Source organism: Nocardioides sp. Soil774 (assembly GCF_001428125.1).
In the GTDB taxonomy this organism is placed as follows: Bacteria; Actinomycetota; Actinomycetes; order Propionibacteriales; family Nocardioidaceae; genus Nocardioides.
The window spans coordinates 148,648-173,272 of the sequence record NZ_LMSM01000006.1 but is presented as its reverse complement, the minus strand read 5'-3'; the positions used below and the strand labels follow the sequence as shown (position 1 = coordinate 173,272).

Genomic DNA, 24,625 nt, shown 5'->3' with positions numbered 1-24,625 from the left:
CCACCATGACGACCGCGTCGACGCACACGACCCGCAGAGGGTCGTCCCCGCTGCTGGGGGCCCTTGCGGCCGGTGCAGGCGCAGTGGTCGTGCTGACCGTCGTCGCCACTGTGGTCGAGGGTCGCCCTGCGATCCTCGGAGCAGCCTCGGGAGGCGTGCTGACGCTGGTCGTCTTCGCGCTCGGCGTCGCCTCGGTGAGCGCGGTCGCACGGGTGCTGCCGTCCGCCTCGCTGCTCGTGGCGCTGATGACCTACGTGCTCCAGCTGCTCGCGCTCGCCGTCTGTGTCGGCACGATCGACGCGGTGTTCGACGCCGCGACGCTGTCGCGCGGATGGTTCGCGGCGGGCGTCATCGCCGTCACGGCCCTGTGGGTGGTGGGCCAGCTGGTCGCCGCCACGCGCCAGCGGATCCCGGCCTTCGAGACCCGTGACGCGGTCCCCGCCGCGGACCGGCCGGAGCCTCACCCCGGGGGTGAGCGATGACCGAATCCGCTGCTAGTGTGCGGGGCGCGATGGCTCGACAGCTTCCCCCGACGGCCCCATCCGACGATTCCCCCAAGGGCGACCCCTGGCACGCCTTCGGCTACATCGTCTCCGGTGTGGCGTTCTACGGAATCGCTGGCTGGGCACTCGATCGGTGGATCGGAACGACCTTCCTCGTGGCGATCGGCATCCTCGTGGGTGCCGGCTTCGGGATCTACATGACATACGCACGGTTCAACAAGGCAAGTGCTCACGAAGACAAGCACCGAGGAGATTGACTCGATGTTCGGCATCAACATGGCTGAGTCCGGCGGCGAATTCGTCTCGCCCGGACCCAACAGCTTCGACTTCTCCGAGGTCCCCCTGTTCCACCTCGGCGGCCTCGCGGTCACCAAGCCGATGGTCCAGCTCGTGCTCGGTGCCCTCGTCGTGTTCGTGTTCTTCTACGCCGCGTTCCGCCGCGCCACCCTCGTGCCGGGCCGCCTGCAGTTCGCCGGCGAGAGCGCCTACGGCATGGTCCGCAACTCGATCGGCCGCGACATCATCGGCAGCCACGACTTCATCAAGTTCGTGCCCTACCTGGTGACCCTCTTCTTCTTCATCCTCATCAACAACGCCTTCGCCTCGATCCCGGCGATCCAGTTCCCCACGTTCTCGCGCGCCTCGATGGCCTACGCGCTCGCGGGTCTGAGCTGGGTCATCTACAACGCGGTCGGCATCAAGAAGCACGGCCTCCTGGGCTACCTCAAGCTGCAGAGCGTGCCCTCGGGCGTGAGCCCCTTCATGTACCCGCTCCTGGTCCCGCTCGAGTTCTTCTCCAACATCCTGGTCCGCCCGGTCACGCTGGCACTGCGTCTGTTCGCCAACATGTTCGCGGGCCACCTGCTGCTGATCCTGTTCTCGACCGGCGGCCTGTTCCTGCTCGAGTACGGCGGCGTCGGCTACGTCGCCGGCCCGCTGGCGTGGGTCCTGGCCATCGCGATCTCGTTCCTCGAGCTCCTGGTCCAGTTCCTCCAGGCCTACGTCTTCACCCTGCTCAACGCCATGTACATCTCGGGCGCTCTCGCCGACGAGCACTGAGCCCCCGGGTCGCACCACCCCACGATCTGCTCCATCCCTAGCTCAACCCCACTTGAAGTAGCACCAACCGAAAGGAAATTGCCGTGGACGGCACTCTCAACGGCTCGCTCAACATGGTCGGCTACGGTCTGGCGGCCATCGGCCCCGGTATCGGTATCGGCCTGATCTTCGCGGCCTACATCTCCGGCGTCGCCCGTCAGCCCGAGGCCCAGGGCCGCCTGCAGTCGATCGCCATCCTGGGCTTCGCCCTGGCCGAGGCCCTCGCGATCATCGGTATCGCCCTCGCGTTCGTCCTCAGCTGACGTACACGCCCTCTCTGACCTAGGACTGCCATGCAGAATCTGATCTTCCTCGCGGAGGGAACCGAGCCCACCGAGGGCGGCCACGCCCCGGAGAACCCGCTCGGCTTCGTGCCTGTCGAGTTCGCCCTGTCGCTCGTCGTCTTCGGCCTGCTGCTCTTCCTCATCTGGAAGTTCGTGGCCCCGCGCTTCGAGCAGACCTTCGCCGAGCGCACCCAGGCGATCGAGGGTGGCATCGCCGCGGCCGAGTCCAAGCAGGCCGAGGCCGACGCCAAGCTCGCCGAGCTCGAGAAGCAGCTCGCCGACGCCCGGCACGAGGCCGCGCGCATCCGCGAGGAGGCGCGTGAGCAGGGCGCCCAGATCGTCGCCGAGATGCGGGAGACGGCCCAGGCCGAGTCCACCCGCATCGTCGAGCACGGCAAGGCGCAGATCGAGGCCGAGCGCCAGCAGGCGGTCACCTCGCTCCGTGCCGAGGTCGGCTCGCTCGCGACCGGCCTCGCCGGTCGCATCGTCGGCGAGAGCCTGGAGGACGAGGCTCGCCAGAGCCGCGTCGTCGAGCGTTTCCTCGCCGACCTCGAGGCCCAGACGGTCGGTGCCGACAACGGCACCACCCCGGGGAGTGTCAACTGATGATGCGAGGCGCGTCCGCAGACGCCTACGCCGCGGCCGCCGCAGTGCTCCCGGGCACCGGCGACCTGGGTCGGGTGGGCCAGGACCTGTTCGGGACGGCGGACCTGATCCGCTCCGAGCCGGGCCTGCGCCGGGTCGCGACCGACGTGTCGATCCCGGGCGAGGCCAAGGCCGAGCTGCTCCGCGGAGTGCTCGCCGGCAAGGTCTCGCCCGAGGCACTCGCCGTCGTCACCGCTGCGGTCTCGCACCGGTGGACGGCGGGCCGCGACCTGGGCGACGCCCTCGAGCAGCTCGGCGTCGTGGCGACGGTGCGATCCGCCGGCGGTGACGCCGGTCGCCTCGAGGACGAGGTCTTCGCGGTGGGTCGCCTCGTGCAGTCGAACCCCGGGCTGCGCGACGCCCTGTCCGACCCGGCTCGCAGCCGGGGCGACAAGGCGGATCTCGTCACGGGCCTGCTCGGCGACAAGGTGCTCCCCGCCACGGTGGCCCTCGTGCAGCAGTCGCTGTCGGGCAGCCACCGCACGGTGTCGGTCGCACTGGCCGCCTACCAGAAGGTCGCGGCCGAGGTCCGCGGCCAGGGGGTGGCGACCGTACGCGTCGCGCGTCCCCTCGCCGCACCCGACCGCGAGCGCCTGGCGGGTGTGCTGGCGCGCACCTACGGTCGTGACGTGCACCTCAACGTCATCGTCGACCCCGACGTCATCGGCGGGATCAGGGTGGAGATCGGTGACGACGTCATCGACGGCACCGTGTCCAGCCGGCTCGACGACGCCGCGCGCAGGCTCGCCGGCTGACGCCGGTCCCGCACCACACACTTTTCGAGCACCACAACATTCATGCACAGGCAGAGAACAGGTGAGATGAAATGACGGAGCTGTCCATCCGTCCGGACGAGATCCGGGACGCGCTTCAGCGCTTCGTGTCGGACTACAAGCCCGACTCGACGGCCAAGGAAGAGGTCGGCACGGTGGCCGAGGCCGCCGACGGCATCGCCCGCGTGAGCGGCCTGCCCTCGGTCATGGCCAACGAGCTGCTCGAGTTCGAGGACGGCACGCTCGGCATCGCGCTCAACCTCGACACCCGCGAGGTCGGTGTCGTGGTCCTGGGTGACTTCGACAAGATCGAGGAGGGCCAGGTCGTGCGTCGCACGGGCGAGATCCTCTCGGTGCCCGTGGGCGAGAACTACCTCGGCCGCGTCGTCGACCCGCTCGGCAACCCGATCGACGGCCTGGGCGACATCGCCTCCGACGAGCGCCGTGCGCTCGAGCTCCAGGCTCCCGGCGTGATGGTGCGCAAGTCCGTGCACGAGCCGCTCGCGACCGGCATCAAGGCCATCGACGCGCTGACGCCCATCGGCCGCGGCCAGCGCCAGCTCATCATCGGTGATCGCGCGACCGGCAAGACCACGATCGCGATCGACACGATCATCAACCAGAAGGCCAACTGGGAGTCCGGCGACCCGGACAAGCAGGTGCGCTGCATCTACGTCGCCATCGGCCAGAAGGGCTCGACCATCGCCTCCGTGCGTGGTGCCCTCGAGGAGGCCGGCGCCCTGGAGTACACGACCATCGTGGCCTCGCCGGCGTCCGACTCCGCCGGCTTCAAGTACCTCGCCCCCTACACCGGCTCGGCCATCGGCCAGCACTGGATGTACGCCGGCAAGCACGTCCTGATCGTCTTCGACGACCTGACCAAGCAGGCCGAGGCCTACCGTGCCGTGTCGCTGCTGCTGCGTCGCCCGCCGGGTCGCGAGGCCTACCCCGGCGACGTGTTCTACCTGCACAGCCGGCTGCTCGAGCGTTGCGCGAAGCTGTCCGACGAGATGGGCAAGGGCTCGATGACGGGCCTGCCGATCATCGAGACCAAGGCCAACGACGTCTCGGCGTTCATCCCGACCAACGTCATCTCGATCACCGACGGCCAGATCTTCCTCCAGTCCGACCTGTTCGCGGCCAACCAGCGCCCGGCGATCGACGTGGGTGTCTCGGTCTCGCGCGTGGGTGGCTCGGCGATGACGAAGGCCATGAAGGCCGTCACCGGCTCGCTCAAGGTCGACCTGGCGCAGTTCCGCGCCATGGAGGCGTTCGCCATGTTCGCCTCCGACCTCGACGCCGCCTCGCGCCAGCAGCTCGACCGGGGCCAGCGCCTGATGGCCCTGCTCAAGCAGCCGCAGTACTCGCCGTACCCGGTCGAGGAGATGACCGTCTCCCTGTGGACCGGCACGTCGGGTCGCCTCGACAAGGTCCCGACCGACGACGTGCTGCGCTTCGAGAACGAGTTCCTCGACTACCTGCGCCGCAGCCACGAGGGCATCCTCGCCGGCATCCGCGAGACCTCGAAGTTCGAGGACTCCACCGAGGACCAGCTGGCCCAGGCCTACGACTCCTTCCTCGACCAGTTCGAGACCTCCGACGGCCAGAGCATCAAGGCCGGCAAGGAGGAGCACGTCGCTCTCGAGGACGAGGACGTCGAGCAGGAGCAGATCGTCAAGCAGAAGCGGGGCTGAGACGATGGCTCTCTCGGTACGCGAGTACCGCGCGCGGATCAAGTCGACGGAGTCGATGAAGAAGATCACGCGTGCCATGGAGCTCATCGCTGCGTCCCGCATCATCAAGGCGCAGCAGCGGGCCCAGGCCGCCGCGCCCTACGCCCGCGAGCTCACCCGTGCGGTGTCGGCCGTGGCGACGTTCTCCAACGTCGACCACGCCCTCACCGTGGAGCCGGAGGACCCCAAGAAGGCGGCGGTCCTGATCGTCACCTCCGACCGTGGTCTGGCCGGCGCCTACTCCTCGAGCGTGCTCAAGGAGGCCGAGCGGCTCGTCGAGAAGCTCAAGGGCGAGGGCAAGGCCGTCGACCTCTACACCTCCGGTCGCAAGGGCGAGGCCTACTTCAAGTTCCGCCAGCGTGCCGTGGTGCGGTCGTGGACGGGCTTCTCCGACCAGCCGACCTACGACGTGGCAGCCGAGATCGGCGCCACGCTCATCGAGACCTTCCTCGCCGAGGAGGGCGACGGTGGTGTCGACGAGGTGCACGTGGTCTACACGCGGTTCCGGTCGATGCTGTCGCAGGAGCCCACCGCCGTACGACTCCTCCCGCTGGAGGTCGTCGAGGGCACCGAGGCGCCGGAGAAGGACGACCTGCTGCCGCTCTACGAGTTCGAGCCCTCGCCGAGCGACGTGCTCGACTCGTTGCTGCCGCGCTACGTCCAGAGCCGGATCTTCTTCGCCCTGCTCCAGGCTGCGGCCTCGGAGCTGGCGGCTCGCCAGAAGGCGATGAAGGCCGCGACCGACAACGCCGACGAGCTCATCAAGAAGTACAAGCGCATCGCCAACCAGGCCCGCCAGGCTGGCATTACCCAAGAGATCAGCGAGATCGTCGGAGGCGTCAACGCGCTCGCCGACGCACAAGCCGGGAGTGAATGAGATATGACTGCCACCATCAACGAGTCCGCGGCGACTGCCTCCGCCGGCGGCGTGGGCCGCATCGCCCGCGTCATCGGCCCGGTCGTGGACATCGAGTTCCCGTCCGACTCGATGCCGCCGCTCTACAACGCGCTCACGTGCGAGTTCGAGCTGAGCGGGGAGACCCACTCGATCATCCTCGAGGTCGCCCAGCACATCGGTGACGGCATGGTCCGCGCCATCTCGATGAAGCCCACCGACGGACTGGTCCGCGGCGGCCAGGTCCACGACACCGGTGAGTCGATCACCGTGCCCGTCGGCGACGCGACCCTCGGTCACGTCTTCAACACCACCGGCGACGTCCTCAACCTCGCCGAGGGCGAGGTCTTCGAGCCCGCCGAGCGCTGGGGCATCCACCGCAAGGCGCCGGCCTTCGACCAGCTGGAGTCCAAGACCCAGATGTTCGAGACCGGCATCAAGGTCATCGACCTCCTCACCCCCTACGTCCAGGGCGGCAAGATCGGCCTGTTCGGTGGTGCCGGCGTCGGCAAGACCGTGCTCATCCAGGAGATGATCGCGCGCGTCGCGAAGGACCACGGTGGTGTGTCGGTGTTCGCCGGTGTCGGCGAGCGCACCCGCGAGGGCAACGACCTCATCGTCGAGATGGAGGAGGCCGGCGTCCTCGGCCAGACCGCCCTCGTCTTCGGCCAGATGGACGAGCCGCCGGGCACGCGCCTGCGGGTCGCCCTGTCCGCCCTCACGATGGCGGAGTACTTCCGCGACGTGCAGAAGCAGGACGTGCTGCTCTTCATCGACAACATCTTCCGCTTCACCCAGGCCGGCTCCGAGGTCTCCACGCTGCTCGGCCGCATGCCGTCCGCGGTGGGCTACCAGCCCAACCTCGCCGACGAGATGGGTCAGCTGCAGGAGCGCATCACCTCGACGCGTGGTCACTCGATCACGTCGCTGCAGGCGATCTACGTCCCCGCCGACGACTACACCGACCCGGCCCCGGCCACGACGTTCGCCCACCTGGACGCCACGACCGAGCTGTCGCGCGAGATCGCCTCGCTCGGCATCTACCCGGCCGTGGACCCGCTGACGTCGACCTCGCGGATCCTCGACCCGCAGTACATCGGCGACGACCACTACCGGTGTGCGGTCCGCGTCAAGCAGATCCTCCAGCGCAACAAGGAGCTGCAGGACATCATCGCGATCCTCGGCGTCGACGAGCTGTCCGAGGAGGACCGCATCATCGTGTCGCGGGCGCGCCGCATCCAGCGCTTCCTGTCGCAGAACACCTACGTCGCCAAGCAGTTCACCGGCATCGAGGGCTCGACGGTCCCCGTGGCCGACACCATCGAGGCGTTCAACAAGATCGCCGACGGCGAGTACGACCACGTGGCCGAGCAGGCCTTCTTCATGTGCGGCGGTCTGGACGACGTCGAGCAGAAGTGGGCCGAGATCCAGAAGAGCCTCTGATGGCCGACCTGGCCGCGGACAAGGTCCTTCAGGTCGAGCTGGTCGCTGCCGACCGGCTCGTCTGGTCGGGCCAGGCCACGATGGTCATCGCCCGCACCACCGAGGGCGACGTCGGCATCCTGCCCAACCACGCGCCACTGCTCTCCTCGATCATCGAGGGAGTGGTCGACGTGCAGACGGTGGAGGGCGAGACGTGGATCGCCGCCGTCGACGCCGGGTTCCTCTCGGTCGCCGACAACCGGGTCTCGATCCTGTCCGAGCGGGCCGAGATGTCGCACGAGATCGACCTGGAGAAGGCACGCCAGGACCTCGAGCGGGCCAAGGAGTCGGGCGAGAACGACGACGCCGCGCAGGAGGCCGTACGCCGAGCCGAGGCACGCATCCGTGCCGCGGAGCGGGCCTCCTGACGGAGCCTCCTCGCACGAGCGCTAGGGTGAGCGCACGAACCGCCGGGTTCGTGCGCTCACTGCTTCGTGGAGGTGTGGATGCCGGTCTGGGAGCTGGTGCTCGACCTCGTCGGGCTGGTCCTCCTCCTCGCCCTGCTCTACGGCATCTCGCTCATCGTCCGGCGCCGGCTCCTGGCCCGTCACGGAGGCACCTTCGAGCTCAGCTATCGCGTGCGCACCGAGCACCCGGGGCGCGGCTGGCTGCTCGGGATCGGGCGCTACTCCGGGCAGTCGCTGGAGTGGTTCCGGATCTTCTCGCTGTCCCCGCGGCCCAAGCGGGTCTGGGCCCGTGACCTGCTCGACTACTCCGGGCGCCGTGCGCCCGCGGGGCCCGAGGAGATGTCGCTCTACGACGGCCACGTGGTGGCCTCGTGCCACTACGACGGCGAGCCGCTGGAGATCGCGATGAGCGAAGCCTCGCTCACCGGTTTCCAGTCGTGGCTGGAGTCCGGCCCTCCCGGCACGGACTGGAACCGCCGCTGAGCGGTGCCGGCGGTCCTGCGCCGGCAGGCAGGCTCAGGCAGGGCCGGTCGAGTCACCGACGCGCAGCCGCACCGGGAGCAGCACGTCCGCCACGTCGGCCCCCGCGATGCGACCGAGCACGGCCTCGGCCGTGGCGCGCCCCTTGTCCGCCAGCGGCTGCACCACCGTCGTGAGCTCGAGGTCCAGCCACGGCGTGGCCACGCCGTCGAACCCGGCGACGCTGAGGTCCCCGGGCACCCGGAGCCCCCGGCGACGGGCCTCGAGGACCACGCCGGCGGCCTGGACGTCGCTCTGGCACACCACGGCGCTCACCCCCGGATCCCCGGCGAGGTAGTCGGCGGCGAGTGCCTGCGCGGCGCCCAGGTCGCTCGCGCACGCGCCCACGACGTGGGCGTCGGGGAAGACGTCGCGGAGCCCGGCCTCGCGCTCGCGCTGGGCGTGGGAGGCCGCGAGGGTCACGGTCGCCACGCGGCGGTGCCCGAGGTCGTGGAGGTGCTTGGCCAGGGCCTTCGCCCCGCGGCGGTGCTCGATGTCGACGTACGTCGCCCCGGGCCACGTCGGTCCCTCGACCACCACGACCGGCACGTCGCGCGCGACCAGGTCGTCGTAGGCCGCCCAGCTGTCGCGCCCGCAGATGTCGTAGATGGCCGCGTCGATCGGCAGGCGGGCGTGCTCGTCGTCGTCGCCCATGAGCAGCAGACCAAGGCCGGCCGCGCCCAGCACCTGGGAGATCGCGTCGAGCATGGGGAGCGCGGCCGGGTCGCGGAACGCCGTGCTCAGCTGCCCCACGGCGATCCCGACGACGCCGCTGCGTCCGCGACGCAGGTTGCTGGCCAGGGGGTTGGGGCCGGCGTAGCCGAGCGCGGCAGCCGCAGCGAGCACGCGCTCGCGCGTCGAGGCGGACACCGGCTTGTTGCCCGAGAAGGCGAGGGAGGCCGTGGAGAGCGACACCCCCGCCGCGGCCGCGACGTCGGCGAGCGTGGTGGCGCGGGTTGGACCTGGCACGGGGGAGAGGGTAGCATCGAATCGATTCGATCGAAACGATTCGCGCGCGGGCCCGGCTCGTCGCCAGGAGCTGCCCGTGCCCACGCTGACCGCCGCCCGCAACGCCGTCGCGCTGACGTTCTTCCTCAACGGGCTCGTCTTCTCCAGCTGGGTCTCGAGGATCCCGGAGACCCGCTCGAGCTTCGGGCTCTCCAACGGCCAGCTCGGCCTGGTCCTGCTGTCGATCGCGGTGGGATCGGTGCTGGCGCTCCCGACCACGGGCGCTGCCATCAACGCCTTCGGCACCGTGCGGGTCGTGCGCCTGGGAGCCGTCGCCGCCACCGTCGGCATGCTGGCCGCCGCGCTGGGCCTGGGCCACGAGCTCGCCGTCACCGTCGCCGGGCTCTTCGTCTACGGCCTCGGCATCGGCGTGTGGGACGTGGCGATGAACGTCGAGGGCGCCGAGGTCGAGCGCGGGCTCGGCCGGGCGATCATGCCACGCTTCCACGCCGGCTTCAGCGGAGGAACGGTGGTGGGGGCGCTCCTCGGGGTGCTGCTGATCGAGTTCGACGTGCCGGCGCTCGTCCACCTCGGCGTCGTCGTCGCGGTCTCGCTGGCGCTCGTCTGGCGCTCGTCGCTGGCCTTCCTGCCCGTCGCCGAGACGCACGAGGAGGAGCGGACGTCCGCGGCCCGCGCCTGGCTCGAGCCGCGCACCCTGCTGATCGGCGTCATGGTCCTCGCCCTGGCGATGACCGAGGGCACCGCCAACGACTGGCTCGCGGTCGCGCTCGTCGACGGCCACGACGTCTCCCACGCGGTGGGCGTGGCCGGTTTCGCGGTGTTCGTGCTCGCGATGACCGCCGGACGCTTCGTCGGCACCGGGCTGATCGACCGCTTCGGCCGGGTGGTCGTGCTGTGGGGGACGATGGTGCTCGCCGCAGCGGGCGTGCTGCTGATCGTCTTCGCCGACGCGGCCGCGCTCGTGGTCCTCGGCATCGTCCTGTGGGGCGTCGGCGCCTCGCTGGGGTTCCCGGTCGGGATGAGCGCGGCGGCCGACGACCCGAGGCGCGCCGCCGCCCGGGTCAGCGTGGTGTCGACGATCGGCTACGCCGCCTTCCTGGCCGGCCCGCCGTTCCTCGGCTTCGTGGGCGACGAGGTCGGCACCCTCAAGGCGTTGCTCGTCGTTGCCGTCCTGCTGATGCCCGCCGCGCTGGTGGTGCCGTCAGCGCGCGAGCGGCGCTAGCTCGTACGCTCGCCGCCCGGCACCCACAGGACGTCGCCGTTCTCGCGGTTGGCGTGGCGGGCGAGGATGAAGAGGAGGTCGGAGAGCCGGTTGAGGTAGGTGATCGCGAGGATGTTCATCGTCTCCTCGTGCTCGGCCCAGGCGGCCCAGCCGGCCCGCTCCGCACGGCGTACGACGGTGCGCGCGACGTGGAGGTGCGCGGCGGCCACGCTCCCGCCGTTGAGGATGAAGGAGCGGAGCGCGGGCAGCGACTCGTTGTAGTGGTCGCACCACGCCTCGAGCCGGTCGACGTAGTCCTGCTCGATCCGCAGCGGCGGGTACTCAGGGTCGGCGACGACCGGCGTGCAGAAGTCGGCGCCGACGTCGAACAGGTCGTTCTGCACGTGGGTGAGCACCGCGACGACGTCGTCCTCGAGCCCGCCGTGGGCCAGGGCGACCCCGATGTGGGCGTTGCCCTCGTCGACGCAGGCGTAGGCCTCGAGGCGGGTGTCGGTCTTCGTGGTCTCGCTCATGTCGCCGAGCCGGGTGCGTCCGGCGTCGCCGGTGCGGGTGTAGATGCGCGTCAGGTTGACCATGCCGCGGAGCCTACTGGGGCTCCCTGTGGAGACTCGCCGCAAAAGGTGAGGCGTGGATGCAACCCGAGGGGGTAGAACGACGTCATAGGAGTGACACTGGTCACGCAGAGGCGTCGGGGGACGTCGAGGAGGGGGTCCCGATGGACATCACCTGGGACGGAACCGTGCTCGTGCTGCACGGCGCCTTCGACGTGCGCAGCACGTGGGAGGTCCGCGCCGCGATCTACGCCTGCCTCGAGGACGGCGACACCGACGTCGTGGTCGACATGAGCGAGGTCACCACCATCGATGCCACCGCCCTGCGCCTGCTCGCGGTGGCGACCCGGCACGCCTGGCTCTCGGGCCACCACCTCACCGTGCGCAACCCCGGCACCGCCGTGAGGCGCATGGCGCACCTGACCCGGTTGGCCCACGCCATCGAGGTCGAGCGCGCGGCCGCGACTGCGTGAGGCATCAGTCACACGTCGAGGGCGGTGACTGAGGAGTAACCGGGGTCCTACCCTGTCGCCATGAGCGAATCGGAGCGTCCGGTCAAGGACCGGCCCTGGGTGATGCGCACGTACGCCGGCCACTCCACCGCCGAGGCGTCCAACGCGCTCTACCGCACCAACCTGGCCAAGGGGCAGACCGGACTGAGCGTCGCGTTCGACCTGCCGACCCAGACCGGCTACGACCCCGACAGCCCGCTGAGCCGGGGCGAGGTCGGCAAGGTCGGCGTGCCTGTGCCCCACCTGGGTGAGATGCGCAAGCTCTTCGCCGACATCCCGCTCACCGAGATGAACACCTCGATGACCATCAACGCCGTCGCGATGTGGATGCTCGCGATGTACCAGGTGGTGGCCGAGGAGCAGAACCCCGACTCCTCTCCCGAGGAGGTGGCTGCCCAGCTCGCCGGCACCACCCAGAACGACATCATCAAGGAATACCTCTCGCGCGGGACGTACGCCTTCCCGCCCGAGGCCTCGATGCGGCTGATCGCCGACATGATCGCCTACACCGTCCACCAGATCCCGAAGTGGAACCCGATCAACATCTGCAGCTACCACCTGCAGGAGGCCGGCGCCACGCCCGTGCAGGAGCTCGCCTACGCGCTGAGCACCGCGATCGCCGTGCTCGACGAGGTGAAGCAGGCCGGGCAGGTCTCCGACGACGACTTCGAGACGGTCGTCGGGCGCATCTCGTTCTTCGTCAACGCAGGTGTCCGCTTCGTCGAGGAGACCTGCAAGATGCGCGCGTTCGTGCAGCTGTGGGACGAGATCACCCGCGAGCGCTACGGCGTGCAGGACCCGAAGATGCGCCGCTTCCGCTACGGCGTGCAGGTGAACTCGCTCGGACTGACCGAGGCGCAGCCGGAGAACAACGTGCAGCGCATCGTGCTCGAGATGCTGGGCGTCACCCTCTCCAAGGACGCTCGCGCCCGCGCGCTCCAGCTGCCGGCGTGGAACGAGGCGCTCGGCCTGCCGCGGCCGTGGGACCAGCAGTGGTCGCTGCGCCTGCAGCAGGTGCTGGCCTTCGAGTCCGACCTGCTGGAGTACGACGACATCTTCGACGGCTCGCACGTCATCGAGGCGAAGGTCGCCGAGCTGGTCGAGGGCGCCCGGGCCGAGATCGACCGCGTGCAGGACATGGGCGGAGCGATCGCCGCCGTCGACTACATGAAGTCCGAGCTGGTGTCCTCCCACGCCGCGCGCCGCGCGCGCATCGAGTCCGGCGAGGAGGTCATCGTCGGCGTCAACAAGTTCGAGTCCACGGAGCCCTCGCCCCTGACCGCCGACCTCGACGGCGCGATCATGGCCGCCGATCCCGAGGCCGAGAAGACGGCTCGGGCGAGCGTGGAGGCGTGGAAGGCCGGACGCGACGAGGACGAGGTCGCCGAGGCGCTTGCTGCCCTGGCTGCCGCGGCGAAGACCGACGCCAACCTGATGGCCCCGACCCTGGCTGCGGCCCGGGCCGGCGCCACCACCGGTGAGTGGGCCGCGACCCTCCGCGAGGTCTTCGGCGAGTACCGAGGCCCGACGGGCGTCACCGGAGCGACGACGGCCGAGGCGGGCGCCGAGCTCGCGGCCGTGCGCCAGCGGGTCGCCGCCACCGGTGAGGAGCTGGGCGGCCGGCTGCGGCTCCTGGTGGGCAAGCCCGGGCTCGACGGCCACTCCAACGGCGCCGAGCAGGTCGCCGTGCGGGCGCGCGACGCCGGCTTCGAGGTGATCTACCAGGGCATCCGGCTCACGCCCCAGCAGATCGTCGCGGCGGCCGTGGCCGAGGACGTCCACTGCATCGGCCTGTCGATCCTGTCGGGCTCCCACATGGAGCTGGTGCCCGACGTGCTCGACGGCCTGCGCGAGGCCGGGCTCGACGACGTCCCCGTCATCGTCGGCGGCATCATCCCCGACTCCGACGGGCGCAGGCTCCGCGAGCTCGGGGTGGCGGCCGTCTACACGCCGAAGGACTACGGGCTCACCGAGATCATGGACGGCATCGTCGACGTGATCCGCACGGCCAACGGCCTGGACTGACGCGCGGGCCCACGGCTGGCACACTCGCCTGCATGGCATCCACTGGACCCTCCGCCCGGCGACGGGTGATCGTGGTCGGGGCCGGTGTCGTCGGCCTGACGAGCGCGGTGCGCCTGCTCGAGGCCGGGCACCGGGTCGACGTGGTGGCCCGCGACCTGCCGCTGGAGACGACCTCCGCGGTGGCTGCGGCGCTCTGGTATCCCTACCTGGCGCTGCCGCACGACTGCGTCACCGCCTGGGCCGCGACGTCGTACGGCGTGTTCGAGGAGCTGTCACGCACCGAGGGCACCGGCGTGCGGATGCTCACCGGGACCGAGGTGCTGCGCGCGCCGACGCCCGACCCGTGGTGGCGCTCGGCCGTGCCGTCCCTCGATCGCGAGACGGCGCTGCCCTCCGGCTACGCCGACGGCTGGACCTTCGTCAGCCCGGTCGTCGACATGCCCGTCCACCTGCGGTGGCTCGCCGGCAGGGTGGCGGAGCTCGGCGGCACCCTCACGCGGATGAACCTCTCGGCGCTTCCCGACGACGGCACGCTCGTGGTCGACGCCACCGGTCTCGGCGCGCGCCACTTCGGCGCGGACCTGACGGTCGTGCCGGTCCGCGGCCAGGTCGTCGTGGTCGAGCAGGTGGGCCTGGACCGATGGACCCTGGACTCGGCCGGACCGACGTACGTCGTTCCCCGCAGGCACGAGGTGGTGGTCGGCGGGACCGAGGAGCAGGGCGAGTGGAGCCGCACCCCCGACCCGGCCACCGCCGAGGACGTGCTGCGGCGCGCGACGGCGCTGGTGCCAGAGCTCGCGGGCGCACGCGTGCTGCGCCACAAGGTGGGGCTGCGCCCTGCCCGGCCCTCCGTCCGACTGGAGCGGACGGGCGACGTCGTCCACTGCTACGGCCACGGTGGCGCGGGCGTGACCCTGTCGTGGGGCTGCGCCGCCGATGTGGTGGGCCTGGCCGATGAGTGACCTCCAGTGCGCCGCGCGGGTGTTCGTCGCCCGCCACGGCGAGGCCGTCTACGAGAGCGAGCTGCTGAGCGACGCCGGGGGATGGTTGAGCCCGACCGGGCGGCTGCAGGCGCGACACCTTGCCGATCGCATCGCCCCCGAGCGCGTCGCCCGGGTGTGGTCGAGCGACCTGGCGCGCGCCGTGCAGACGGCCGAGATCGCGGCAGGCGTGCTCGGCGTCGACGTCGTCGTGCGCGAGGGGCTGCGGGAGTTCGGCGTCGGCCACGCCGCCGGCACGACGGGCGAGCCCGATCCGTTCGCGGAGACCTTCGCCGCCTGGCTCGGCGGTGACCTGTCCGCGCGCATCCCCGGCGGCGAGAGCGGGGAGGAGGTCGCCGGGCGCTACGCGGCGGTCCTCGACGAGATCGCCGACGCCCACCGCGGGGAGTCCGTGCTCGTGATCAGCCACGGGGGAGTGATGTGCATGGCGCTGTCGGCACTGGCGCGCAACCTCGCGCTGAGCCACTCCCGCGACCTGCCGCTCGCCAACGGCGACGTGGTCGCGCTCGAGGGCGACGCCGACGGCTGGGTCGCCCGCTCGTGGGCGGGACGCGCGCTCAGCTGAGCTGCTGGGCCACCACGACCACGACGGCGACCACCGCCATCACGGCCAGCGCGATCCCCATGCGTGCGGCCATGCCCTTGACCCACAGCGACATCATCGTCTCGCTGCGTCCGCGGCGGTCCAGCGGCGCGGCGTCGACGACCGCACTGCGGTTGATCGGGCCGTAGACGTGGGGATAGGTGTCGTCGCCGACCGGCTCGACGACGACCTCGGCGTCGGTGAGCCGCGCCGGGTCGACGGTCAGCAGCACCAGGCGCTCACCGAGACCGCGGTAGTAGCGCTCGAAGACGCCCGCCACCTGGTCGCGGCGACTGGCGTGGATGAAGCCCTCGTCCGCCAGCGAGCGGCCCATCGTCGAGGTGGTGTAGGTGCCGGTCTCCAGGGTGCGCCGCCAGTCGGACTCGGTGGCGATGTGGAAGATGCGCTCGGAGGGCGACGAGGTCACCGTGCGAGGGTAACGCCATGACAGGGTCGAGCAGGTCCGAGCGGGTCTACGTCGTCACCGACATCGAGGTCGACGGGTTCGTCCCCGGCGCCAACTCGATGCTCTCCCTGGCCTCCGTCGCGGTGACCGCGACCGGCGAGCAGGTGGGGGAGTTCGAGGCGGTGCTCGCCGGCCTGCCCGGTGCGCAGCCCGACCCGCAGGTGTGGGCGTGGTTCGCCAGCCAGCCGCCCGAGGTGCTCGCGGCCGCCACGACCGACCCGCGCCCGGTGCCGGAGGTGATGGCCGACTTCGTCGCGTGGGTCAAGAGCCTGGGCCAGGAGCGCGAGCTCGTCGCCTCTCCGCTGGGCTTCGACGGCACCTACGTCGACCACTACCTGCGCCGCTTCACGTCGTACGCCCTCTGCGAGGGCCTCTACGTCGACGACCGGCTCTTCCACGGCGCCGGGCTGTGCCTCAAGAGCCTGGCGTGCGGGCTGGTCGGGGGCGACCCGGCGACGTTCTCCGTGCACGACCTGCCGCGGGAGTGGTTCGGCGACGTGCCCCACACCCACCGCGCCATCGACGACGCGCGCGGCTACGCGAACCTGCTCGTCGAGGTGCTGCGCCGCTCGCGCGAGCGCGCCGGGTCCTAGAAGAGGCGGTGCTCCGCGTCGTCCATGCCGCGCAGCGCGTCGTAGTCGACGAGGGCGCAGGTGATGCCGCGGTCGGTGGCGAGCACGCGGGCCTGCGGCTTGATCTCCTGCGCGGCGTAGATGCCGCGGACCGGACCCCTGGTGGTGAGCATCGGGTCGCGGTTGAGCAGCTCGAGGTAGCGGGTGAGCTGCTCGACGCCGTCGATCTCGCCGCGCCGCTTGATCTCCACCGCCACCGACAGGCCGTCGGCGTCGCGGCACATCAGGTCGACCGGGCCGATGGCCGTCATGAACTCGCGACGCACGAGGGTGAGGCCCTCGGCCAGGGTGGCCGGGTGCTCGGCGAGGAGCTCCTGGAGGTGCTTCTCCACTCCGTCCTTCTGCAGCCCGGGGTCGACGCCGAGGTCGTGCGAGGTGTCGTGGAGGACCTCGTCGATGAGGATCCGCAGGGTGTCATCGGTCTTGGTGGCCGTGACCAGCCACTCGGGACGCCCGTCCTCCGAGGTGCCCTCGCGCACCGTGCAGGGCGGCGACATCCAGTTGAGCGGCTTGTAGGACCCGCCGTCGGAGTGGATCAGCACCGACCCGTCCGACTTGAGCATCAGGACTCGCGTGGCGAGCGGCAGGTGGGCCGAGAGCCGTCCCGCGTAGTCCACCTGGCAGCGTGCGACGACGATCCTCACGACGGGCGAATCTACAGTGACCCCGTGACCGACCACGCAGTACGCCCCGCGCGACAGCGCGACCTGGTGCACCTCGGCATCGAGGACGAGGCCCACGGCCCCGGCCTCACGATGGTGGCCGGCGACCCCGCCCTCGGACACGTCCGCATCGACCTGCTCGACGGGCACGCCCACCTCGCGCGGCTGCACGCGGGCGTGGACCTCGACGGCAGCATCGCCCGGGCCTTGGTGGACGCGGCCTGCGAGCGCCTCGCGGCCAAGGGCCACGGGCAGGTCACCGCGCACCCCTACGCCGGCGCCGAGGCGCGGGCCCACGCCGCGCTCGGCTTCACCGACATCCCGGCCGACGAGCCGCTCCCGGGGCCGCTGGCCGCGATGCGCGACGACGCGGGCAGGGTCCTGCAGCGACGCGTGCTGCGCCGCCACCGCACCACCGAGGACCTCGCTGCCTTCCTCCCGTCGCTCGACGCCGCGCCCCGCGAGGTCGGCACGCTGCGCGCGGTCGTCAGGCGGCCGTCGCCGGGGCACCGCGAGGTCCTCGAGGTCGGACACCTCGACCTCGACGAGGGCCTGGTGGGGGACTCGTGGGCCGCGCGCGGCAGTCGTCGTACGCCGGACGGCTCGGCGCACCCCGACATGCAGCTCAACATCATGAGCCACCGCCTCGTCGAGTTCCTCGCCCAGGATCCCGAGCGTGAGCCGCTGGCCGGTGACCAGATGCTGCTCGACCTCGACCTGTCCCACGACCACCTGCCCGCCTGGACCGAGCTCCACATCGGCGGCCCCGACGGCGCGGTCGTGGTGGTGACCGACCAGCCGCACAACGGCTGCGGCAAGTTCATCGCGCGCTTCGGCAAGGACGCGTTGGCGTTCGTCAACGGGCCCGTGGGCAAGCCGCGGAGGCTGCGCGGGTTGTGCGCCAAGGTGGTGCGTCCAGGCCAGGTGCGACCCGGCGACGAGGTGGTCGTCGTACGCCCCTCCGCCCCTGCGGGAGCGTGACGGTTCCCACACCCGGAGGGGCGCCACGACGTGGGAGCATGCGGGCATGACTGACACCGCTACCCGCGAGTTCTCGACCGTCGGCGTGATCGGCCTCGGCACGATGGGCGCCGGCATCGCCGAGGTGTTCGCCCGCAACGGCTACACCGTGATCGGCGTGGAGCAGAACGACGCGGGTGTGCAGCGCGGTCGCGAGCACCTCGAGCACTCGACGGGCCGCGCGGTCAAGCGCGAGAAGATGACCCAGGCACAGGCCGACGAGCTGCTCGGCCGGATCACGCTCACCACGCAGATGAGCGACCTCGCGGTCGCCGACCTCGTCGTCGAGGCGGTCGTGGAGTCGCTGGAGGTCAAGAAGTCGATCTTCCGGACCCTGGACGACATCGTCCGCCCCGATGCTGTGCTGGCCACCAACACCTCCTCGCTCAGCGTCACCGAGATCTCCACGGCCAACTCCAAGCCCGGTCGCGTGGTCGGCGTCCACTTCTTCAACCCCGCCCCGGTGCAGAACCTGGTCGAGATCATCCGCACGGTCGTCACCGAGCCCGACGTGCTCGCCGACGTGCAGGAGCTGCTGCGCAGCCTCGGGAAGAACCCCGTCGTGTGCGGCGACAAGGCCGGCTTCATCGCCAACACGCTCCTCTTCGGCTACCTCAACCACGCCGTCTCGATGTACGAGGGCAAGTACGCCTCCCGCGAGGACATCGACGCCGCCATGCGCTTCGGCTGCGGCTACCCGATGGGTCCGCTGGCGCTGCTGGACCTGATCGGCCTCGACACCGCCTACGAGATCCTCGACACGATGTACAAGCAGGGGCGCGACCGGCTGCACGCACCGGCGCCGATCCTCAAGCAGTACGTCACCGCCGGGCTCCTCGGACGCAAGTCGGGACGCGGCTTCTACACCTACGAGGCGCCCGACTCGCCCGTCGTCGTCGCCGACCCGCAGACCCCCAGCGCCGACGACAAGCCCCAGCTGCGCCACGACATCAAGCTCGTCGGCGTCGTGGGCACCGGCACGATGGCGTCCGGCATCGTCGAGGTCTTCGCCAAGGCCGGCTACGACGTGCTCTTCACCGGCCGCGGGCAGGACAAGGTTGACGGCGTCGTCGCGACCATCACCAAGAACTTCGACAAGCAGATCCAGCGCGGACGGGCCACCGAGGAGCAGAAGGGCGAGGTGCTCGGCCGGGTCCGCGGCACCACCTCGCTCGACGACCTCAAGGACGTCGACATCGTCGTGGAGGCGATCGCGGAGGACCTGGCCATCAAGACCACGCTGTTCGAGAACCTCGACGAGATCTGCAAGCCCGGCGCGATCCTGGCGACCACGACCTCCTCGCTGCCGATCATCTCGATGGCCAAGGTGACCAAGCGTCCGCAGGACGTCATCGGCATGCACTTCTTCAACCCGGCGGCGATCATGAAGCTGGTCGAGGTCGTCTCCACCGTCGCGACCGACGAGGCGGTCACCGAGTCCGTGCTGGCGCTGTGCGACGAGGTCGGCAAGGTCGCGGTGAAGTGCGGGGACCGCGCGGGCTTCATCGTGAACGCGCTGCTCTTCCCCTACCTCAACGACGCGGTGAAGATGCTCGAGGCGCACTACGCGACGGCCGACGACATCGACACCGCGATGAAGCAGGGCTGTGCCCTGCCGATGGGCCCGTTCGAGCTCCTCGACGTGGTCGGCAACGACGTCTCGCTGGCGATCCAGAAGGAGCTCTACCTCGAGTTCCGCGAGCCGGGCTTCTCGCCCGCGCCGCTGCTCGAGCACCTGGTGACCGCGGGCTACCTCGGTCGCAAGGCCGGCCGCGGGTTCCGCGACTACAGCAGCCGCTGACCGACCAGCGCGGCAGCCACCTGGCGTGCCGCGTCGTCCCCGACCAGCACCGTGTAGTGGTTGGCGTCGGCCACCCGGGTGACCGTCAGCCGCGGGGACGCAGCCGCAGCGGCGTCCACCGTCTCCTCCGGGAGCATGCCGCCGGGTTGGTCGAGCATGCCCCGCGGGGCCACCAGGAGGTCGGTCGCGACCGACAGCGACGCCACGGCTGCAGCGATCTCGTCCGAGCGCAGGACCAGCTCGCGTCCGGAGGTCCGTACGGCGTCCTCGTGGGCGCGAGCCCGCACGCCGTCCGGGGTGGAGATGGCGTCGTAGCGGGCGTAGGCGTCGAAGTCGTCCGACCAGTAGGGCCCCATGGCCGGGTGCGCGCGGAAGAAGTCGACGTAGGCGTCGTCGTCGGCGTAGGTCGCCCGCAACCGCTCGAGCATCGGGCCCACCACGGCGTCGAGCACCACGTCGGCGTCCACGCCGGGCGGTGTGGGGAGCGCGAGGCCGCCGTCCACGAGGAGGAGGCGGCCGACGGTGTCGGGGAACATGTGGTCGACCCCGACGGCGACGTAGGCGCCCAACGAGTGACCGGCCAGCACCTCCGCCCCCGTCGCCGTCACGACGTCGCGGGCGTCGCGCGCGAGGTCGTCGATGCCGAAGGGCCCCGGGAGGTCGCGGGAGTGCCCGCGACCGCGCATGTCGAGCGCGACCAGCCTCCAGTCGTCCGGGAGGTGGCGCGCGACCGCGGCCCACGACATGGCGTTGGCGGTGATGCCGTGCAGCGCGGCTGCCACCCGGGGGCCCGAGCCCCAGGCAAGGGCGTGGATGCGGCCGCCGTCGACGTCGAAGTGCTCGCTCACGGGTGTGTCCATGACACGTGTTGTAGCACTGGTCAATCGAGGCAGAACTCGTTGCCCTCGGGGTCGGTCATGACGATGTGCCCACCGGTCATCGGCGGGGCCGGCTCGTGCCGCTCCACGCGGGTGGCACCGAGGGCCACGAGTCGCTCGCACTCCGCCTCGAGCGCGGCCATCCGCTCCTCGCCCTCGAGCCCGGGCGCAGCCCGCAGGTCGAGGTGCACACGGTTCTTGGCGCGCTTGTCCTCGGGCACCCGCTGGAAGAACAGGCGCGGGCCGTCTCCGTCGGGGTCCTGGGCGGCGGAGGCCGAGTTCCACTCCGACTCCGGCACCCCCACCTCGGCGAGGAAGGCGTGCCACGCCTCGAAGGGGTCCTGCCCCGGTGCGAGCTCGCGCCCGGGCGGGGGCGGGTTGACGTAGCCCATCGCAGCGGCCCAGAAGCGTGAGAGCGCCTCGGGGTCGTGGGCGTCGAAGGTCACCTGGATCGTTCGGCTCATCCCCTCATCGTCGCGCAACCCACCGACAGCGGGCGTCGCACCACCCGGGCGTCAGCGGCTGTCGACCACCAGCGCGGCCAGCCGTGCGCGCGTGTTGATGTCGAGCTTGCGGTAGATGTGGGTCAGGTGGGCGTCGACCGTGCGGGGGGAGACGAAGAGCTCCTCCGCGATCTGGCGGCTCGTCAGGCCGTGGGCGACCCGGTCGGCCACCTGCCGCTCCGCGGGGGTCAGCGCGTCGAGCACCGACGGTGCGCTCGGGGTGCCCCGGGTGAAGACCGCGGTGATGAGCGGGACGGCCTCCGCGGACAGGTCGTCGCCGGAGATCCACTCGGCCGGCGCGCGCGGCGCGGGCACGACGTCGTAGTCGGCGGAGTAGCCCCAGCGGACCGCGAGCCGGGGCGTGCGCAGCGCGAAGGCCGCCGCGGCCAGCAGGTGCGCCTCCGGGAGGTCGTGGGCGCTGGCCACGCCCGCGAGACCGTCGAGCACGTCGGCGGCCCGCAGCGGCAGCTGCATGGTGTGGCAGCTGTCGAGCGCCGAGAGGTAGGTGGTGGTGGCCTGGTCGAGGTCACCGAGGCGCACCAGGGCGCGCCCGAGCAGCAGGCGTGCCTCGACGCCGTCACGGCCCAGCCGGGCGGAGTCGGCGAGGGCGACGACGTCGGCGGCGAGCCCCGCCGCCTGGCGGACCTCCCCGCGCACCAGCAGGTCGCGGCCGTCCTGGGCGAGCACCGGGAGGCGTACGGCCCACGGCAGGGTCTCGCGCGCCACGTCGGTGGGCTCCCACGTCGGGTCGATGCCGCGCAGCAGCGTCTCGGCCAGCAGGCCGACCCGGTCCTCGGCGAGCTGACGTGCCTCCCGCACCACGGCGCGCGCAGCGGCGACCGCCTCGGCGATGCGGCCCTGCTCGAGCGCGATGCGCGCCAGGAGGGTGCGGGCCGAGAGGTCGATCCAGCGCTCGTCGCGCGACGTACGCCCCAGCATGGCGTCGCCGACCGCCTGGGTGGCCTCCGCGAAGCGGCCCTGGGAGACGTAGACGTCGGCGAGGGTCCGCGTGGCCTGCCGGCAGATGGATCCGTCGGGGTCGAGCTCCAGCGCCCGCCTGGCCTCGGCCTCGGCGAGCTGCATCTCGCCTGCGTCGAGGTGCATCTCGGCGCGGATGGAGGCGGTCTTGGCGAGCTGCTCCGCGGGCCGGGGAGCCGACGAGGCGTGCTCGTCGGCCCGGTCGAGCAGCCAGAGGCCGTCGTAGGAGCCGCGCATCTCCGAGGCCGCGATCCCGGCGCGCCGGGCCACCTGCGCCCCGAGCTCGGGCGGACCGTCGCCACTGCTGAGGGCCCCCTCGAGGATCTCGACCGCGTCCCGCGCGCGCATGGAGGTGTAGAGGGAGGAGTAGATGCGGTTGGCCACGGAGTAGCCCTCCGCACGGGTCTCCGGCCTGGCGCAGGCGCTCAGCACGGCATGGCGCATCGCCGGCAGGTCGTCGAGCCACTCGGCGTCGGCCGCGCCGAAGTTGTCGTGGTCGGGGGCGAGTCCCTGCGCCCAGCGGAGCAGTCCTGCCTCCACGGCGGTCGCGTCGTCGGGTCGCGCGAGGGTGCGGGCCCGGCCCCGGATCGGGGAGAGCATGTCGAAGTGGCCGCGCGGGTCCACCTCGAGCAGGCTGCGGCGCACCAGGTTGCCCGCGAGCTCGGCGGCCTCGGGGGCGGACGAGCCGAGGACGTGCGACAGCACGCCCAGGCCGACCGGGAAGTCGAGGAGGCCGATGCGGCGCAGCGCCGTGGCGCTCGCCTCGTCGAGCATGTCGTGCGCGGAGTCGACGGCCTGGTCGAGGCTGACGGTGGACATCGCGTTGCTGAGCCCGACCAGCGCCGACTGGACGGCCACCTGCTCGATGAGCAGGGGGAGGCCGCCGGTCGCGCTGAGGAGCCGGTGGACCTCGTGGGCCTGCTTGACGAGGTCGACCTGCTGCCCGCCGGCGGCTCGGATGCGCTGCAGGAACAGGTCGACGGCCGGGCCCTCCAGCGGCGCCCGCACGTGGGGCACCGGCAGCGGCCCGACGCGTACGACGGACTCGTGGACCTCGCCGGCCGTGGTGTGGGCGGTCACCACGACGCGGGCGTCCGTGGTGCCCTCCAGCATCGACTGGAGCACCGGTCCGGCGGCCGTGGCGTCGAGGTCGAGCCCGTCGAGCACCAGCAGCCGGTCGCGGCCGTCGATCGCGCGCGTCAGCGCTCCGGGCAGCGAGTCGCCCGGCGCGGTCTCGGCGTCGAGGCTGCCCAGCGCCGCGAGGAGGAGCTCGTCGAGGCTGCGCAGGGTCCGCGCGTCGACCCAGACGCAGTCGCTGTCCGCCGCCGCGTGGCGCACGAGGAGCGTCTTCCCGCAGCCGGGCGGACCGACGACGGTCACCCAGCGCGACCCCTCGAGTGCCTCGTCGAGCGCGCGCCTGACGTCGTCGCGTCCGAGGCACGGTGAGAGCACACGCCCGAATCTATCGCCTCCGTGCACCCGGCGCGCACCAGAGTTACGTAGGACTACGGATGCCGCGGCGCACCGGGCCACGAGAGTGTTCTCCTACGCCGATCGGCGACGGGACCGCACGAGGGGATGGTCCCGCCGCCCGGAGGCCACATGTCGGAGCAGGTCGCACATCGTCGGGGGTCGATGGGCGGCCTGCTCTTGCAGGTTCTGCGTAGGCTGGGCGCCATGGAACTCGTGCTCGTGCTGGTCGTCCTGGGTGTGCTGACGGCGGTCGCCGTCGGTGCGGGCCGGTCGAGCAAGGAGCGCGAGCTCGCCCGCGCCGAGGCCGAGGTCGCGCCGGTCAAGCGGCTCGCCGAGGAGGACGTGACCGCGCTCGGCGTGGAGCTCCAGGACCTCGACATCGACCTCGCTGGACAGCAGCTCGACCCGGGCGCCAACGCCGACTACCAGCGGGCCCTCGACGCCTACGAGTCCGCCAAGACGGCCGCCGCCGCGCTCACCCGCGCCGACGACGTACGCCACGTGACCGAGATCCTCGAGGACGGCCGTTACGCGATGGCGTGCGTGCGTGCCCGGGTGGCGGGCGAGCCGCTGCCCCAGCGACGGCCGCCGTGCTTCTTCGACCCGCGCCACGGGCTGTCGGTCGCCGACGTGCCCTGGGTGCCGCCGGGCGGTGCGTCGCGCGACGTGCCCGCCTGTGCCCTCGACGTCGAGCGCGTGCGAGCCGGGGCCGAGCCCGACATCCGCAAGGTGATGGTCGGCTCCCGCCGGGTGCCCTACTGGCAGGGCGGTCGCGCCTACCAGCCCTACGCCGCGGGCTACTTCGGCGCGTTCGGTCCGATGGACTGGATGTTCATGGGGATGCTGTTCGGCGGGGGCTTCGACGGCCTGGGCGAGGGCATCGGTGCGATCGGCGAGGGCATCGGCGACATGTTCGGCGGCATCGGGGACGGCATCGGCGACCTGTTCGACGGCTTCGACTTCTGAGCCGACCCGATCGGGTGAGCAGTCCGCACCGCTCGCCCCCAGGG

General features: G+C 71.5%; 26 protein-coding genes and 1 pseudogene. 20 read left to right on the top strand and 7 right to left on the bottom strand.

The window, feature by feature from the left end:
• Window positions 1-89 precede the first annotated feature (89 nt).
• The 11 genes from ASG76_RS06395 (at window position 90) to ASG76_RS06345 (ending at window position 8,303) form a co-directional block, all read left to right on the top strand.
• The gene (locus ASG76_RS06395; RefSeq protein WP_157558991.1) at window positions 90-482 is read left to right on the top strand and encodes a hypothetical protein; all 393 of its coding nucleotides are present in this window, start codon (window positions 90-92) and stop codon (window positions 480-482) included.
• On the top strand, window positions 479-760 hold the full coding sequence (locus ASG76_RS06390) for an AtpZ/AtpI family protein (protein WP_157558990.1): 282 nt from the start codon (window positions 479-481) through the stop codon (window positions 758-760). The genes ASG76_RS06395 and ASG76_RS06390 overlap by 4 nt, the downstream gene beginning before the upstream one ends.
• 4 nt (window positions 761-764) lie before the next feature.
• A complete protein-coding gene (gene atpB, locus ASG76_RS06385; RefSeq protein ID WP_082587317.1) occupies window positions 765-1,562 on the top strand; it encodes a F0F1 ATP synthase subunit A in 798 nt (265 codons plus the stop codon).
• Window positions 1,563-1,675: 113 nt separating this feature from the next.
• Window positions 1,676-1,864, top strand: coding sequence for an ATP synthase F0 subunit C (gene atpE / locus ASG76_RS06380; protein WP_200948116.1), 189 nt, complete (start codon window positions 1,676-1,678; stop codon window positions 1,862-1,864).
• 30 nt (window positions 1,865-1,894) lie between these two features.
• Window positions 1,895-2,491 (top strand): F0F1 ATP synthase subunit B, encoded by a 597-nt coding sequence (locus tag ASG76_RS06375; RefSeq protein WP_056601429.1) that lies wholly within the window; start codon window positions 1,895-1,897, stop codon window positions 2,489-2,491.
• On the top strand, window positions 2,491-3,285 hold the full coding sequence (locus ASG76_RS06370) for a F0F1 ATP synthase subunit delta (protein ID WP_056601425.1): 795 nt from the start codon (window positions 2,491-2,493) through the stop codon (window positions 3,283-3,285). Before ASG76_RS06375 ends, ASG76_RS06370 begins: the two co-directional genes overlap by 1 nt.
• Before the next feature lie 71 nt (window positions 3,286-3,356).
• Window positions 3,357-4,997, top strand: coding sequence for a F0F1 ATP synthase subunit alpha (gene atpA / locus ASG76_RS06365; RefSeq protein WP_056601421.1), 1,641 nt, complete (start codon window positions 3,357-3,359; stop codon window positions 4,995-4,997).
• A gap of 4 nt (window positions 4,998-5,001) precedes the next feature.
• Window positions 5,002-5,913: a F0F1 ATP synthase subunit gamma gene (locus ASG76_RS06360; protein ID WP_056601419.1), complete on the top strand. Its 912-nt coding sequence runs from the start codon at window positions 5,002-5,004 to the stop codon at window positions 5,911-5,913.
• A gap of 3 nt (window positions 5,914-5,916) precedes the next feature.
• Window positions 5,917-7,374 carry a F0F1 ATP synthase subunit beta gene (atpD, locus tag ASG76_RS06355; protein ID WP_056601416.1) on the top strand — a complete coding sequence of 486 codons (1,458 nt, stop codon included), beginning with the start codon at window positions 5,917-5,919 and terminating at the stop codon, window positions 7,372-7,374.
• On the top strand, window positions 7,374-7,781 hold the full coding sequence (locus ASG76_RS06350) for a F0F1 ATP synthase subunit epsilon (RefSeq protein ID WP_200948086.1): 408 nt from the start codon (window positions 7,374-7,376) through the stop codon (window positions 7,779-7,781). The genes atpD and ASG76_RS06350 overlap by 1 nt, the downstream gene beginning before the upstream one ends.
• Before the next feature lie 78 nt (window positions 7,782-7,859).
• Window positions 7,860-8,303, top strand: a complete 444-nt coding sequence (locus ASG76_RS06345) for a DUF2550 domain-containing protein (protein ID WP_056602259.1) — start codon at window positions 7,860-7,862, stop codon at window positions 8,301-8,303.
• Between the two features lie 33 nt (window positions 8,304-8,336).
• Here the strand turns inward: ASG76_RS06345 and ASG76_RS06340 are convergent, their stop codons facing one another.
• Complete coding sequence (locus ASG76_RS06340) at window positions 8,337-9,308, bottom strand: LacI family DNA-binding transcriptional regulator (RefSeq protein ID WP_056602258.1); 972 nt, start codon at window positions 9,306-9,308, stop codon at window positions 8,337-8,339.
• A gap of 76 nt (window positions 9,309-9,384) precedes the next feature.
• Between ASG76_RS06340 and ASG76_RS06335 the strand changes: the two genes are divergently transcribed.
• Complete coding sequence (locus ASG76_RS06335) at window positions 9,385-10,530, top strand: MFS transporter (RefSeq protein ID WP_157558989.1); 1,146 nt, start codon at window positions 9,385-9,387, stop codon at window positions 10,528-10,530.
• Here the strand turns inward: ASG76_RS06335 and ASG76_RS06330 are convergent.
• The gene (locus tag ASG76_RS06330; protein WP_056601412.1) at window positions 10,527-11,105 is read right to left on the bottom strand and encodes a cob(I)yrinic acid a,c-diamide adenosyltransferase; all 579 of its coding nucleotides are present in this window, start codon (window positions 11,103-11,105) and stop codon (window positions 10,527-10,529) included. The two genes, ASG76_RS06335 and ASG76_RS06330, sit on opposite strands and share 4 nt — an antisense overlap.
• A 140-nt stretch (window positions 11,106-11,245) precedes the next feature.
• Here ASG76_RS06330 and ASG76_RS06325 point away from each other — a divergent pair, with 140 nt between their 5' ends.
• The 4 genes and pseudogenes from ASG76_RS06325 to ASG76_RS06310 all read left to right on the top strand — a co-directional run bounded on the left by ASG76_RS06325 (window position 11,246) and on the right by ASG76_RS06310 (window position 15,184).
• Window positions 11,246-11,554: an STAS domain-containing protein gene (locus ASG76_RS06325; protein WP_056601410.1), complete on the top strand. Its 309-nt coding sequence runs from the start codon at window positions 11,246-11,248 to the stop codon at window positions 11,552-11,554.
• A 51-nt stretch (window positions 11,555-11,605) separates the two neighbouring features.
• A pseudogene (locus tag ASG76_RS06320) lies at window positions 11,606-13,618 on the top strand (protein meaA); the annotation flags it as partial.
• Between the two features lie 32 nt (window positions 13,619-13,650).
• Window positions 13,651-14,580 (top strand): FAD-dependent oxidoreductase, encoded by a 930-nt coding sequence (locus ASG76_RS06315; protein ID WP_056601404.1) that lies wholly within the window; start codon window positions 13,651-13,653, stop codon window positions 14,578-14,580.
• Window positions 14,573-15,184 carry a histidine phosphatase family protein gene (locus ASG76_RS06310; protein ID WP_162254091.1) on the top strand — a complete coding sequence of 204 codons (612 nt, stop codon included), beginning with the start codon at window positions 14,573-14,575 and terminating at the stop codon, window positions 15,182-15,184. The genes ASG76_RS06315 and ASG76_RS06310 overlap by 8 nt, the downstream gene beginning before the upstream one ends.
• Here the strand turns inward: ASG76_RS06310 and ASG76_RS06305 are convergent.
• Window positions 15,177-15,629, bottom strand: coding sequence for a DUF952 domain-containing protein (locus ASG76_RS06305; RefSeq protein ID WP_200948085.1), 453 nt, complete (start codon window positions 15,627-15,629; stop codon window positions 15,177-15,179). The two genes, ASG76_RS06310 and ASG76_RS06305, sit on opposite strands and share 8 nt — an antisense overlap.
• A 17-nt stretch (window positions 15,630-15,646) precedes the next feature.
• Between ASG76_RS06305 and ASG76_RS06300 the strand changes: the two genes are divergently transcribed.
• Window positions 15,647-16,261, top strand: coding sequence for a hypothetical protein (locus ASG76_RS06300; protein ID WP_056601398.1), 615 nt, complete (start codon window positions 15,647-15,649; stop codon window positions 16,259-16,261).
• Here ASG76_RS06300 and nucS read toward each other — a convergent pair.
• Window positions 16,258-16,944 carry an endonuclease NucS gene (gene nucS / locus ASG76_RS06295; RefSeq protein WP_056602256.1) on the bottom strand — a complete coding sequence of 229 codons (687 nt, stop codon included), beginning with the start codon at window positions 16,942-16,944 and terminating at the stop codon, window positions 16,258-16,260. The genes ASG76_RS06300 and nucS overlap by 4 nt on opposite strands.
• Before the next feature lie 24 nt (window positions 16,945-16,968).
• Between nucS and ASG76_RS19375 the strand changes: the two genes are divergently transcribed.
• Both ASG76_RS19375 and ASG76_RS06285 read left to right on the top strand, forming a co-directional pair.
• Window positions 16,969-17,943, top strand: coding sequence for a hypothetical protein (locus ASG76_RS19375; protein WP_200948084.1), 975 nt, complete (start codon window positions 16,969-16,971; stop codon window positions 17,941-17,943).
• A gap of 46 nt (window positions 17,944-17,989) precedes the next feature.
• Window positions 17,990-19,783: a 3-hydroxyacyl-CoA dehydrogenase family protein gene (locus tag ASG76_RS06285; RefSeq protein WP_056601395.1), complete on the top strand. Its 1,794-nt coding sequence runs from the start codon at window positions 17,990-17,992 to the stop codon at window positions 19,781-19,783.
• Here the strand turns inward: ASG76_RS06285 and ASG76_RS06280 are convergent.
• From ASG76_RS06280 to ASG76_RS06270, 3 genes are read right to left on the bottom strand one after another with little or no spacing between them, the layout of a single operon-like run.
• Window positions 19,768-20,643, bottom strand: coding sequence for an alpha/beta fold hydrolase (locus ASG76_RS06280; RefSeq protein WP_157558988.1), 876 nt, complete (start codon window positions 20,641-20,643; stop codon window positions 19,768-19,770). The two genes, ASG76_RS06285 and ASG76_RS06280, sit on opposite strands and share 16 nt — an antisense overlap.
• Before the next feature lie 20 nt (window positions 20,644-20,663).
• Entirely contained in the window at window positions 20,664-21,125 is a 462-nt protein-coding gene (locus ASG76_RS06275) for a VOC family protein (RefSeq protein ID WP_056601390.1), read from the bottom strand.
• Window positions 21,126-21,176: 51 nt separating this feature from the next.
• Window positions 21,177-23,594 (bottom strand): LuxR C-terminal-related transcriptional regulator, encoded by a 2,418-nt coding sequence (locus ASG76_RS06270; RefSeq protein ID WP_056601387.1) that lies wholly within the window; start codon window positions 23,592-23,594, stop codon window positions 21,177-21,179.
• Between the two features lie 225 nt (window positions 23,595-23,819).
• Here ASG76_RS06270 and ASG76_RS06265 point away from each other — a divergent pair, with 225 nt between their 5' ends.
• Window positions 23,820-24,581: a hypothetical protein gene (locus ASG76_RS06265; RefSeq protein WP_056601384.1), complete on the top strand. Its 762-nt coding sequence runs from the start codon at window positions 23,820-23,822 to the stop codon at window positions 24,579-24,581.
• Window positions 24,582-24,625 lie beyond the last annotated feature (44 nt).

What these genes read in the sequence shown, in the direction of transcription:
- ASG76_RS06265 (WP_056601384.1), top strand. Translation starts at nt 23,820, where the DNA reads ATGGAACTCGTGCTCGTGCTGGTCGTCCTGGGTGTGCTGACGGCGGTC.
- ASG76_RS06330 (WP_056601412.1), bottom strand. Translation starts at nt 11,105, where the DNA reads ATGGTCAACCTGACGCGCATCTACACCCGCACCGGCGACGCCGGACGC.
- ASG76_RS06325 (WP_056601410.1), top strand. Translation starts at nt 11,246, where the DNA reads ATGGACATCACCTGGGACGGAACCGTGCTCGTGCTGCACGGCGCCTTC.
- ASG76_RS06375 (WP_056601429.1), top strand. Translation starts at nt 1,895, where the DNA reads ATGCAGAATCTGATCTTCCTCGCGGAGGGAACCGAGCCCACCGAGGGC.
- ASG76_RS06370 (WP_056601425.1), top strand. Translation starts at nt 2,491, where the DNA reads ATGATGCGAGGCGCGTCCGCAGACGCCTACGCCGCGGCCGCCGCAGTG.
- ASG76_RS06350 (WP_200948086.1), top strand. Translation starts at nt 7,374, where the DNA reads ATGGCCGACCTGGCCGCGGACAAGGTCCTTCAGGTCGAGCTGGTCGCT.
- ASG76_RS06285 (WP_056601395.1), top strand. Translation starts at nt 17,990, where the DNA reads ATGACTGACACCGCTACCCGCGAGTTCTCGACCGTCGGCGTGATCGGC.
- atpA (WP_056601421.1), top strand. Translation starts at nt 3,357, where the DNA reads ATGACGGAGCTGTCCATCCGTCCGGACGAGATCCGGGACGCGCTTCAG.
- atpE (WP_200948116.1), top strand. Translation starts at nt 1,676, where the DNA reads ATGGTCGGCTACGGTCTGGCGGCCATCGGCCCCGGTATCGGTATCGGC.
- ASG76_RS06315 (WP_056601404.1), top strand. Translation starts at nt 13,651, where the DNA reads ATGGCATCCACTGGACCCTCCGCCCGGCGACGGGTGATCGTGGTCGGG.
- ASG76_RS06300 (WP_056601398.1), top strand. Translation starts at nt 15,647, where the DNA reads ATGACAGGGTCGAGCAGGTCCGAGCGGGTCTACGTCGTCACCGACATC.
- ASG76_RS06310 (WP_162254091.1), top strand. Translation starts at nt 14,573, where the DNA reads ATGAGTGACCTCCAGTGCGCCGCGCGGGTGTTCGTCGCCCGCCACGGC.
- ASG76_RS06345 (WP_056602259.1), top strand. Translation starts at nt 7,860, where the DNA reads ATGCCGGTCTGGGAGCTGGTGCTCGACCTCGTCGGGCTGGTCCTCCTC.
- atpD (WP_056601416.1), top strand. Translation starts at nt 5,917, where the DNA reads ATGACTGCCACCATCAACGAGTCCGCGGCGACTGCCTCCGCCGGCGGC.
- ASG76_RS06390 (WP_157558990.1), top strand. Translation starts at nt 479, where the DNA reads ATGACCGAATCCGCTGCTAGTGTGCGGGGCGCGATGGCTCGACAGCTT.
- ASG76_RS06360 (WP_056601419.1), top strand. Translation starts at nt 5,002, where the DNA reads ATGGCTCTCTCGGTACGCGAGTACCGCGCGCGGATCAAGTCGACGGAG.
- ASG76_RS06280 (WP_157558988.1), bottom strand. Translation starts at nt 20,643, where the DNA reads ATGGACACACCCGTGAGCGAGCACTTCGACGTCGACGGCGGCCGCATC.
- ASG76_RS06275 (WP_056601390.1), bottom strand. Translation starts at nt 21,125, where the DNA reads ATGAGCCGAACGATCCAGGTGACCTTCGACGCCCACGACCCCGAGGCG.
- atpB (WP_082587317.1), top strand. Translation starts at nt 765, where the DNA reads ATGTTCGGCATCAACATGGCTGAGTCCGGCGGCGAATTCGTCTCGCCC.